At 30.5% G+C, this 10560-nt stretch carries 10 protein-coding genes; 6 read left to right on the forward strand and 4 right to left on the reverse strand.

Annotated features, from left to right (window positions below; all coding sequences use genetic code 11):
- The coding region (locus ACHZC3_RS07450) for an ABC1 kinase family protein (RefSeq protein WP_394759235.1) at positions 1 to 1247 on the forward strand (1247 nt) is incomplete at its 5' end.
- Between the two features lie 98 nt (positions 1248 to 1345).
- Positions 1346 to 2290, forward strand: a complete 945-nt coding sequence (locus ACHZC3_RS07455) for an ABC transporter ATP-binding protein (RefSeq protein WP_394759236.1) — start codon at positions 1346 to 1348, stop codon at positions 2288 to 2290.
- A gap of 244 nt (positions 2291 to 2534) precedes the next feature.
- Here the strand turns inward: ACHZC3_RS07455 and ACHZC3_RS07460 are convergent, their stop codons facing one another.
- Complete coding sequence (locus ACHZC3_RS07460) at positions 2535 to 4949, reverse strand: prolyl oligopeptidase family serine peptidase (protein ID WP_394759237.1); 2415 nt, start codon at positions 4947 to 4949, stop codon at positions 2535 to 2537.
- A 226-nt stretch (positions 4950 to 5175) separates the two neighbouring features.
- Here ACHZC3_RS07460 and ACHZC3_RS07465 point away from each other — a divergent pair, with 226 nt between their 5' ends.
- From ACHZC3_RS07465 to ACHZC3_RS07480, 4 genes are all read left to right on the forward strand, one after another.
- Positions 5176 to 5664: a DUF4920 domain-containing protein gene (locus ACHZC3_RS07465; protein WP_394759238.1), complete on the forward strand. Its 489-nt coding sequence runs from the start codon at positions 5176 to 5178 to the stop codon at positions 5662 to 5664.
- Positions 5664 to 6095, forward strand: a complete 432-nt coding sequence (locus tag ACHZC3_RS07470; RefSeq protein WP_394759239.1) for a hypothetical protein — start codon at positions 5664 to 5666, stop codon at positions 6093 to 6095. Before ACHZC3_RS07465 ends, ACHZC3_RS07470 begins: the two co-directional genes overlap by 1 nt.
- Positions 6096 to 6097: 2 nt before the next feature.
- Positions 6098 to 6763, forward strand: a complete 666-nt coding sequence (mnmD, locus tag ACHZC3_RS07475; RefSeq protein WP_394759240.1) for a tRNA (5-methylaminomethyl-2-thiouridine)(34)-methyltransferase MnmD — start codon at positions 6098 to 6100, stop codon at positions 6761 to 6763.
- Between the two features lie 76 nt (positions 6764 to 6839).
- Positions 6840 to 7037 (forward strand): hypothetical protein, encoded by a 198-nt coding sequence (locus ACHZC3_RS07480; RefSeq protein WP_394759241.1) that lies wholly within the window; start codon positions 6840 to 6842, stop codon positions 7035 to 7037.
- A gap of 53 nt (positions 7038 to 7090) precedes the next feature.
- Here the strand turns inward: ACHZC3_RS07480 and ACHZC3_RS07485 are convergent, their stop codons facing one another.
- From ACHZC3_RS07485 to ACHZC3_RS07495, 3 genes are all read right to left on the reverse strand, one after another.
- Positions 7091 to 7927 carry a GIN domain-containing protein gene (locus tag ACHZC3_RS07485; protein WP_394759242.1) on the reverse strand — a complete coding sequence of 279 codons (837 nt, stop codon included), beginning with the start codon at positions 7925 to 7927 and terminating at the stop codon, positions 7091 to 7093.
- 75 nt (positions 7928 to 8002) lie between these two features.
- Positions 8003 to 8743, reverse strand: a complete 741-nt coding sequence (locus ACHZC3_RS07490) for a head GIN domain-containing protein (RefSeq protein WP_394759243.1) — start codon at positions 8741 to 8743, stop codon at positions 8003 to 8005.
- Between the two features lie 2 nt (positions 8744 to 8745).
- Positions 8746 to 10482, reverse strand: a complete 1737-nt coding sequence (locus ACHZC3_RS07495) for a PspC domain-containing protein (RefSeq protein ID WP_394759244.1) — start codon at positions 10480 to 10482, stop codon at positions 8746 to 8748.
- Between the last annotated feature and the right edge of the window lie 78 nt (positions 10483 to 10560).

Consider the following 10560-nt stretch of genomic DNA (forward strand, 5'->3'; position numbering starts at 1 on the left):
CAGGAGTAAAAGTAGGTGGAAATTATATATCCTATTACAGCGAAAAAATAGTTAATCCGTCATTAACCAAAGAAAAACTTAATGAAAATAATGCCGAAGATATTTATGATGGACTAAAAAACTTGAAAGGAAGTGCGCTTAAAGTAGCTCAAATGCTCAGTATGGACAAAAGTATCATGCCACAAGCATATGTAGATAAATTTTCGCTGTCACAATTTTCTGTTCCTGCATTATCAGCACCACTAGTTCGTAAAACATTTAAAAAATATTTAGGAAAATTTCCCGAAGAAATATACGATACTTTTTCACCCGATTCTGTAAATGCAGCAAGTATTGGTCAAGTACACAAAGCAACAAAAAACGGAAAGAATCTAGCTATAAAAATCCAATATCCAGGAGTAGCTGATAGTATAAGCTCAGATTTAGCACTTGTAAAACCAATTGCAACAAGAATGTTTAATCTTAAAGGCAAAGATTCAGAAAAATATTTTCAAGAAGTTGAAAGCAAACTTTTAGAAGAAACTGATTATATTTTAGAGCTAAAACAAAGCGAAGAAATGTCTCACGCTTGCAAAAATATTGAGAACTTAAAGTTTCCAAAATATTATGCAGATTTATCATCGGAGAAAATCTTAACTATGGATTGGATTGAAGGTGAACATCTTTCGGAGTTCGCTGCCCACAATACTAATAGAGAAAAAGGAGATAAATTAGGACAAACGATGTGGAATTTTTATATGTTTCAAATGCATAATTTGAAACGGGTTCATGCCGATCCGCATCCAGGAAATTTTCTTATAGATGAGGATTCTAATTTAATTGCTATCGATTTTGGTTGTATAAAAGCAGTTCCTAATGAATTTTATATCCCTTATTTCGAATTGGCAACACCAGAAATTATTAATAATCCGGTAATTTTTAATCAAAAATTATATGAATTAGAAATACTTCGTTCAGATGATTCCGAAAAAGAAATTGCTTATTTTACAGATGTTTTTTATCGATTATTAAGTTTGTTTACTAAACCATTTCATGGTGATTATTTCGATTTTTCTGACGAAAAATTCTTTGGAGCTATCGCTACAATGGGTGAAGAATTTACAAAAGATACTCAGTTAAGAAAAATGAATGGAAATAGAGGTTCTAAACATTTTCTTTATATTAATAGAACATTTTTCGGATTATATAATTTGTTACACGATTTGAAAGCCAGAGTAAATACGCAAGAATATAAAAAATATATGTAAAAATTAGTTTGTTTTTTTGTTTATTAGAACACGATTTTCCCCATAGAATCGTGTTCTTTTTTTGTGAAAAACGTAAGTTTGTATTTTTAAAATTAACTATGCTTCAAGCTCAAAACATTTCATTTGGTTATACAGATAAAATAATTATTCATAATATTGATTTTACTATAACTCAAGGTCAAAACATTGCTATTTTGGGAGAAAGCGGTTGTGGTAAAAGCACACTTTTAAAACTGATTTATGGCTTATATGATTTAGGTAAAGGTCAGATTTTTTGGAATAAAATGGAAGTTTTAGGACCAAAATTCAACTTAATTCCAGGCATGGATTGTATGAAATATTTGGCACAAGATTTCGATTTGATGCCTTATATAACCGTTGCCGAAAACGTAGGGAAGTATTTATCTAATATAAATATAGAACAAAAGAATAATCGGATTCAGGAATTGCTGGAAATTGTCGAAATGGCAGAATTTGCTCATGTAAAAGCAAAGTTTCTTAGTGGAGGACAGCAACAACGTGTCGCTATTGCTAGAGTTTTAGCTCTCGAGCCGGAAGTATTATTGTTAGACGAACCGTTTAGTCATATAGACAATTTTAGAAAAAATGCTTTGCGCAGAAACCTATTTTCGTACCTAAAAGAGAAAAATATTACTTGTTTGGTTGCCACTCATGATAGTACCGATGCTTTGTCTTTTTCTGATGAGACCATCATTTTGCACGACGGGAAAATTATTGAAAAAGGAAATTCTCATGATATTTATATCAATCCAACTACTAAATATGTAGCTTCGCTTTACGGAGAAGTAAACGAATTCAAATTATCACAGCTTACTTTTGTAGAAGGTGAAGATGAAACAGTTTTAATATATCCACATCAGTTGAAAGTTTCTGAAGATGGTCTGCTAAGAGTTTTGGTAAAACAATCTTATTTTAAAGGGAATCATTATTTAATTAAAGCTGTTTTTGATAGAAAAGTAATTTTCTTTCAGCACGATTCTAGCTTAGTTTTTAATGAAGAAGTAAAATTGACTATACAATAAAATGGGAAAAGAAGATTACTTGACTAAACAAATTAATCAACTCGGATTTGTTTTAAGAAAAATATCAGAAAAGCTAACAGGAACTAAAAAATAACAATGAATTATCTGAAATGGTTTTTGTGGTTAATTTTAAAATAAACGAATAATTAGGTTTTGATTTAGAGATTAAAAAATTACTATAAATTTTGACTAAAAAAATAAAACCCTGAAAAATATATTTTTCAGGGTTTTATATGCTTCAAATTTAATTTTTCAAATATTTTTCTAAAAACTGATCTTGTTCCCAAAGTAAGTGCATGATATTTTCTTTGGCAGCATATCCATGAGATTCTTTAGGTAATATAAGCATTCTTGTTGGAGCACCAAGACCTTTCAAAGCCTGAAAATAACGTTCTGTTTGTAGTGTAAAAGTTCCCGGATTATTATCAGCTTCCCCATGCACAAGTAATAAAGGAGTTTTCATTTTTTCGGCATTCATGAACGGAGACATATTGTTATAAACTTCAGGATTTTCCCAATAATTACGTTGTTCGCTCTGAAATCCAAAAGGAGTTAAGGTTCTATTATAAGCACCACTTCGAGCAATTCCACAAGCAAATAAGTTAGAATGTGTAAGTAAATTTGCGGTCATAAAAGCACCATAAGAATGTCCGCCCACAGCTACTTTTTTACGATTTATGAATCCTAAATTATCTACCGCATCAATAGCTGCTTCGGCATTAGAGACCAATTGTGTGATAAAAGTGTCGTTCGGTTCTGTCTTGCCTTCTCCGATAATTGGAAAAGCAGCATCGTCAAGAACGGCATATCCTTTTGTAACCCAATACACGAACGAACCATAATTTGGGAATGTAAACTCGTTAGGGTTTTTATCGTTTTGTCCTGCCGAATTTTTGTCCTTAAACTCAGCTGGATAAGCCCATATTAGCAATGGTAATTTTTCTTTTTTACTATTTCTGTCATAATTTGCTGGTAAATATAAAGTTCCAGACAATTCAACACCATCTTTTCTTTTGTATTTGATAACTTCTTTATACACGTTTTTGATGCTTATAAACGGATTTGCAAAAGTTGTAATAGGGGTTAATTTTCCTTTGCTTTTTATGTTTCTAAAATGATAATTTGGGTAATCATTTTTAGATTGCATCATTACCAAAACTTCTCCTTTTTTGAAATCTTCAATAGATAATAAATCCTCTTTTTTGTCTGTTGATGTCGATTGGTACAGTCTTTTTGATTTTAATGTTTTGATGTTGAATTCATCAATAAACGGGAACTGGCCATTTTTTGTAAAACCATCTCCTAGCAAGAAAGCATTGTCGTTTTCTATTGCCAAAACTTGACGACCGTATTGGTTTTTTATTGTTTCAAAATTTCCTGGATCTGAGTAAATATCTTGCGAGTTTCTATCTGAAATAACTTTTGGTGCTTCACTTGGATTTGATGGATTTATCAAATAAGTTTTGGTGTTTCTAGTGTCATACCAGTCGTCGTATACCATGGCTGTTTTGTCATTTCCCCAAACTATTGCTGCAAATCGTTGTGGCGTTTTTAGTAACGAAGTTGGATTGGATGTAAACGGAGCTTCCCATAAAGAAATTTCATCTCTAAAATCAATCTTTTTAGCTTGATCACCTTCGTCTAGTGCTTCAATATAATAAAGTGTGGCAGGTTTATCTGAACGCCAATTCATGCCACGTTTCCCTTTGCGAACAGATGAAAAACCTTTAGGCATAATTTCTGTTAGAGGTACTTCGTTTACTGTTTTTATTGCAATTCCAGCTAAATTATACACGACCGTTTTTTGAGGAAAACGGCTTAGAGGGACAATATATGAAAATGGTTTTTGGATAGTAGTTATCATAAGGTAATTACCATCGGGCGAAAAATTTTCACCAGTAAACATATCGGCAGCTTTATATAAAGTAGCATTTCCTGATAGGGTTATTTTATACAATTCGGAAGTAACTAAGTTTTCGAAATTTGTTTCGTCTGTTTTGTTTTTTAGTAAATCTTGAAATGTACGGTTCGAAGAAACTTTTCCTTCGCTAGTAGAAACAATTGGGCCTTTTGGTAAATCTTTTTTTATATCTACAAGTGCAACTCTATTTTTGAGTAGAATTTTAACCAAAATAGCTTGGCCATCTCGAAACCAACTAAAAGGATTTCCAAGATTTGCATTTACAGTAGCATCTGTTAGTTTTGTAGCTTTTGCATTTTCAACATCGAGTAACCATAATTCTACTCCAGTTGTTGTTGTGTGTGAGAAAGCAACTTTAGTTTCGTCTGGAGACCAAGAAAGATTGGTTAATTTAGGGTTTTGCGGCAAACCCGAAACTTGAATTTCAGTTTTGTCTTTTATTTTTCGAACTTTTAAGTTGTTAATATAGGTTACTGTACTCGAAATATTGGTTGTGGGATTTATACGTAAACCACCCAAACGCATTTCTTCTTGGTTTAAATCATCGAGAGTTTTATAGGTATTTCTATAGGTGAGAAGCATCCATTCTTTTTTGGTATCCATAAGAACTGATGGTGCTCGTTGGTAATCTGCTAAATCAAGAATTTCTTTTGATGGTTTTTGATAACTTAGATTTTCTTGAGCAAATGTTGTGAAGCTAAATCCAATAAATAGGAGTAAAGTGGTTGTTATTTTCATTTTTTATTAATTTTATACTAAAGTAATGGAAACTTATAATGGCTTAAAGAAATTAAGTAAAATTTAACTATTTAGTTAAGTACCGGTAGAGTAATTAGGGTTTTTTTAGGTAGCAAAAAATACAAGAATAATTTAAATTAAATATCTAATTAGTTTTAATAATAATATTCAATGAAGTTCTAATTTTCTTATTAGATTTGTGTTGTAAAATTTAAATTTAAAATAAATGAAAAAAATAATTCTTTCTGTTGCAATTATAACTGCACTGATTAGTTGTAATGATAAAAATAAAACTGCAGAAACTACTAAAGCTGAATTTTCTTCTTTTGGAGCAAAAATCACTGACGAAAAAGTTATTTCTAGTGAAGAAATGATAAAAAAATACGAAACACTAAAAGAAGGTGATACTGTAAATGTAAAATTCAAATCAAAAATTAATTCTGTTTGCAAGAAAAAAGGATGCTGGATGACTCTAGATTTGGGTAATGATAAAGAAGCTTTTGTAAAGTTTAAAGATTATGCTTTTTTTGTTCCTAAAAATGCTGACAATTCTGAAACTGTTGTAAATGGTAAAGCTTATGTAAGTATAGAATCTGTAGATGAATTAAAACATTATGCTAAAGATGAAGGAAAATCTCAAGCATCGATTGATAGTATTGTAGCGCCAAAAACTACTTATTCATTTATGGCTGATGGTGTTTTAATCAAAAAATAATGAAAAAATATTTAGTAGTATTTTTAGCTTCAATACTCATGTTTTCTTGTAACAAAAAGCAAGAAAATTGTGAAAAGCCTTCATCAGAAAAAAAGTTTGATATGTACGAAATGTCAGAAATGGCGTTACTTATGGAACAAATGTATGTAGATAACGAACGATTGAAACGGCGAATTATAAAAGGAGATACGATAGGGAAGTTTCCTAATCATTTTCTAAAAATTCACAGTTCTGTAATGACGGATAAGCAAGAAAACGATAATTTTTTTAAGAAACACGCTACAGAATTTATACAATCGCAAGAAGAAATTTATAAAGATCCCAAAAACGCTAAACAACATTTTAATGCTAGCATAGATGCTTGTGTAAAATGCCATGAAGTAAAATGTGGTGGACCAATTGTCAGGATTAAAAAACTATATATTAAGTAGTTTTGAAAAGAGAAATCATAAAAACTCTCGATGGTTCTACAACCATTCATTTGCCAGATTGGGACGAATCTTATCACTCTAAACATGGCGCAATTCAAGAAGCATATCATGTTTTTATTAAAAATGGACTTTCATTAATTGAAGAAAAGATAGTTTCTATTTTAGAAATTGGTTTTGGAACTGGTTTGAATGCTTTTATCACTTTGTTAGAAGCCCAAAAGAATAATCTAACTATAGATTATACTGGTGTGGAAGCTTATCCAGTTGCTGTTGCTGAAGCGCTAGAGATGAATTATTTAGATGAATTAAAAGCGAAAAAATTTGAATTGGAGTACAAAAAGATGCATGAATGCATCTGGGAAGAAAAGCATGTTTTTAACTCTAATTTTTCATTAACTAAAAGAAAACAATTTTTTCAAGATATTCAAGACAAAAAAACTTTCGATTTAATTTATTTTGATGCTTTTGGCTATAGAGTACAACCAGAATTGTGGAGCACAGAAATTTTCAGAAATATGTTTGAATCTCTTAAAGATGATGGAATTCTAGTAACTTATGCAGCTCGTGGAGTTGTAAAACGATCGATGCAAGAAGTTGGATTTAATGTTAAAAAAGTGGCTGGACCACCAGGAAAAAGGGAAATGATGATAGGTTTTAAAAAAATTTAATACTTTATTGTGATTTTTTACGTTTTATTTTTATATATTCGAGTGTTACTAATACCACAATTTTAAATTATTTATTATGTCAAAATTAATGGTTAATTACACAAAATCAATTCTTGAGAGAGTTAGTTTTGATCCTGTTTTGTTTTGTAAAGAGCTTGAAAAAGCTCTAAAAACGCTTCTTCCATATGAACTTGAAGAACTTGTAGATTGGTTTTTCAATTTCACGAAGGAGAAACCAGAACTTAGGAAATGTGCAGTATATTTGAATCTATAAAAAAAGTCCCGATTTGTACAAATCGGGACTTTTTTTATATTTTTTTAAGAAGATTATTTTACCACTTTTTTGTACAAAGTTGCACTATCTGCAAATTTCTTTAAATCAATTTTTGGATCACCATATATTGAAATTTCCGATTTGCCAGATGCACTTATAGCTAAACTTCCATTCGTGTTTACAATACAATTTGTATCGCCTTCGGTTGTTAGGTTTAGCATTTTTGAAATCATTTTTTGACCTTCATAAGTGGCGTTATTATCTAAACGAAGTTTCATTTCAGAAACTTCTCCGTCAATAACTGCATTTGATTTTTGATACATATCAAATTTTAATTTATTTGAAGTAATTCGTGCTTTTATTATAGAAGTTTTGCTCATTTCAACAAAGGCATCTTCGCTTTTTAGATTCAATTCTACCTTCGATTTATCGTTTGCTAATAAGGTAAAATTTGGAGAATTTGCATTGATAAATGTTTTGGAATAATCATACGCTTTTATTGTGATATTTTTCAATTCCATTTCAGAAACTGCATTTAGTTTTGCTTCATGTTTTACAGATATTAGCTTTAAACTGTCTGTATAAATAACTCTAATTTCTAGTTTTTTGAAACTTGAAATTTCCTTATTTGTATTTAGTCGTAGCGAATTACCATAGGTTTGATGATTTATAGCTACATGCAAATTTTCGTCAGTTTCTATTTCGATCGCATTTTTATCACCTTTTACTAAAAAAACTTCAAGATTATCTTCCACTTCAAGTTCTGTAAAAGCTGCAACTTCGTGTTTTTCGACAGTTACAATTTTTAATCCTTTTACTTTTTCCTTTTTTTGGGCAAAAGTGATTGTAGTAAACAAGATTGTAAAAATAAGTAGGCTAATTTTTTTCATTTTCGAATATGTTTGTCACAAATATAAAAAAATCATTCGCCCATGACGAATGATTTTGATAAATTTAATATTTTTTTATTCTTTGTCAACGCTTCCACCAGAATTTTCTTCGATAGATAAACTTTTTGGAGTTTTAGAATATTGTATTGAGCTACCGCTTGAAGCATGGGCTTTTAGTTTCAGAATAGGATGTACACTTGTTGTACTTCCACTCGTGCTTTGAGAAGTAATATCATTGGCTAATAAATCATCAGCGTCAATACTACTCCCGCTAGAAGATGCTGTTGAGACTTCTAGTGCTTTTCCTTCAACGTTTAAATCACTTCCGCTTGAAGATTCTAATAAAACTTTGTCGGCTTCAATAGTTGCAACTAGTTTACTTGCACTACTAGATTTTAGATAAATAGTATTACCTTTTATTACATTTTTAGTTACTAAATAAGCGGCACTTGTAGATTCTAAACCTTCAATTATAGGCATTTGAACTCTGATTTTTTTAGATTTCACATTGTTATAATTGTTGTATTTTGATGCTATTTTTAAAGTTCCATTACTAACTGTCGTAATTATGCCGTCTTGTAAATTGTCATCAGCTTCTACAACAACTTTTTGATCATTTCCTTGTGTTACTTCACAATCTAGCGCTTGACTTACTTCGATTTTTGTAAATGGAGCTAGATTTCTTTCTTTTGTAACTACATTTCCGCTACCTGTGATTTTTTCGCCTAAATCAATTTCGTATTTGCAAGAATTAAATAATAATGCTACACATGTTGCAATTACTATTCGTACTAAATGAATCATTAACTTTATCATAATTATTCAGTTTTAATTATTATTCCGTCTTTGTTTATTTTTAGTTCTTTAAAATCTCTTGAGTTCGAAATAACAGTGTCATTTTTGATAGTAATTCCATCTTCGTTTATAGTGACATTTGGTGTTTGAATGTTAATGTCATCTTCATTGTCATAATCTGAATCTTCATTCTCATTAGCGGGACAGTTAATGCATTTTACTTTGTTATCTTCAACTTTATATACATCCGTATTCGAATCTGGATTCCAAGTAAAATAATCACCATCAGTTTCGTCATAATATCTTAATGAAGTATCTGGTTTTAGGTACGTTCCTTTAGGTAAATATAAAAATAATTTTACTTCTTGTCCTCGGTACTTATTTTTTACATCAGTAAGGAAATAATTATCTAAAACTAACTGATTTCCAGTAACTTTTATGTTGTAAGTTATTTTTTCAGCACGTCCTTTTGCTTCGTTAAAAGATTTTCCGTTAGCACTTTTCTCTATTTGAATATAAGCACTTTTCTCGTCAGTAGGCATGATTTCTAACCTTACATTATTAGAATATAATAAGTCTTGGTTTGCAGAATCTTGTACAAATTTAAAATCTTCTCTGTCGTTTATATCTTTCGTATAATAATCATTAAATCTAAATTTTATATAAAGAGTGTCATTCGGATTAATGTTTATTTGTTGTTTGGTTACCACTTTATTATCAAAAGCCACTTCGGTAGCTTGACGTACTCCAATAGTTATTAACACTCCAACGGCTAAAATCCAGATGGCTAATAATGTGTATTTTGCAACATTTCCGATAGATTTTAAGTTAGTAACTAATATTTTTAAACCTAAAATAAGTAAGAAGAAAAACGGAATCCCAATCGCTAAAAAGAATAACAAACTAACAAACCACATCGAAGTATTCGTATAATTGAAAGTATTAAAATAATCTAACCAAGGCACATGAAGAAATGAAGTTGAACCGACTGTAAATAAACTAATTATTAATGAAATTAATGTAGCAGATGCAACTACAACAATTATTGCGCCAATGAATTTTGCAAAAACTTTCAGAATAGCTAGAATAACATCACCAAGAGAACTTCCTATTTTTTCGGCTCCAGATCTAACTTGGTTTCCCATTTTTCCGTAATCAGCATTTTTAAACTTTTCGGACACATTTTCAAATTCCTCTTTTACCTTTTTTTCGATATTCGAAATATTTATTGGTTCGCCACGCATTTCTAGCTTTTCTGAAGTTGTTGTAGCTTCAGGAGTTACAGCCCATAATACGATATAAGCAATTATTCCAGTTCCAAAACCTGCAAAAACTAGTAAAACCAATACAATTCTTATCCAAACTTGATCTATTCCAAAATAGTGGCCTAAACCAGAGGCAACACCACCTATAATTCCGTTTTCTCTATCACGGTATAGTTTTTTAGAACCTGTTGTAGTTGTTGTATAACTATAATTGGTTTCTTTTGGTTCATCGTTTTCTATTTTATAGTCTTCTGGTTGTCCCATAACTGCAATAACATCGTCTACATCTTTTAGACCTATAACTTGTTTTTCGCTAGTCAATTTTTCTGAAAATAGCTCAGAGATTCTACTTTCAATATCATTCATGATTTCATCACGACCATCGCTAGAAAGAGACTTTTTTATAGCATCAAAATAGCGATTCAGTTTTTGATAGGCATCTTCATCTATATGAAAGAAAAAACCTCCTAAATTCATATTTACTGTCTTGTTCATAGCTTTTAGTTTTTGTTTGTTATTAGTGTTACAGCATCAGATAATTCTGTCCAAGTGCCATTTAATTCAGTTAAAAAT

This window comes from Flavobacterium sp., assembly GCF_043720215.1.
GTDB lineage: Bacteria > Bacteroidota > Bacteroidia > Flavobacteriales > Flavobacteriaceae > Flavobacterium.

Bases quoted from the DNA above. Each gene is read 5' to 3' on its own strand.
- ACHZC3_RS07455 (WP_394759236.1), top strand. From the start codon at position 1,346: ATGCTTCAAGCTCAAAACATTTCATTTGGTTATACAGATAAAATAATT.
- ACHZC3_RS07460 (WP_394759237.1), bottom strand. From the start codon at position 4,949: ATGAAAATAACAACCACTTTACTCCTATTTATTGGATTTAGCTTCACA.
- ACHZC3_RS07465 (WP_394759238.1), top strand. From the start codon at position 5,176: ATGAAAAAAATAATTCTTTCTGTTGCAATTATAACTGCACTGATTAGT.
- ACHZC3_RS07470 (WP_394759239.1), top strand. From the start codon at position 5,664: ATGAAAAAATATTTAGTAGTATTTTTAGCTTCAATACTCATGTTTTCT.
- ACHZC3_RS07480 (WP_394759241.1), top strand. From the start codon at position 6,840: ATGTCAAAATTAATGGTTAATTACACAAAATCAATTCTTGAGAGAGTT.
- ACHZC3_RS07485 (WP_394759242.1), bottom strand. From the start codon at position 7,927: ATGAAAAAAATTAGCCTACTTATTTTTACAATCTTGTTTACTACAATC.
- ACHZC3_RS07490 (WP_394759243.1), bottom strand. From the start codon at position 8,743: ATGATAAAGTTAATGATTCATTTAGTACGAATAGTAATTGCAACATGT.
- ACHZC3_RS07495 (WP_394759244.1), bottom strand. From the start codon at position 10,482: ATGAACAAGACAGTAAATATGAATTTAGGAGGTTTTTTCTTTCATATA.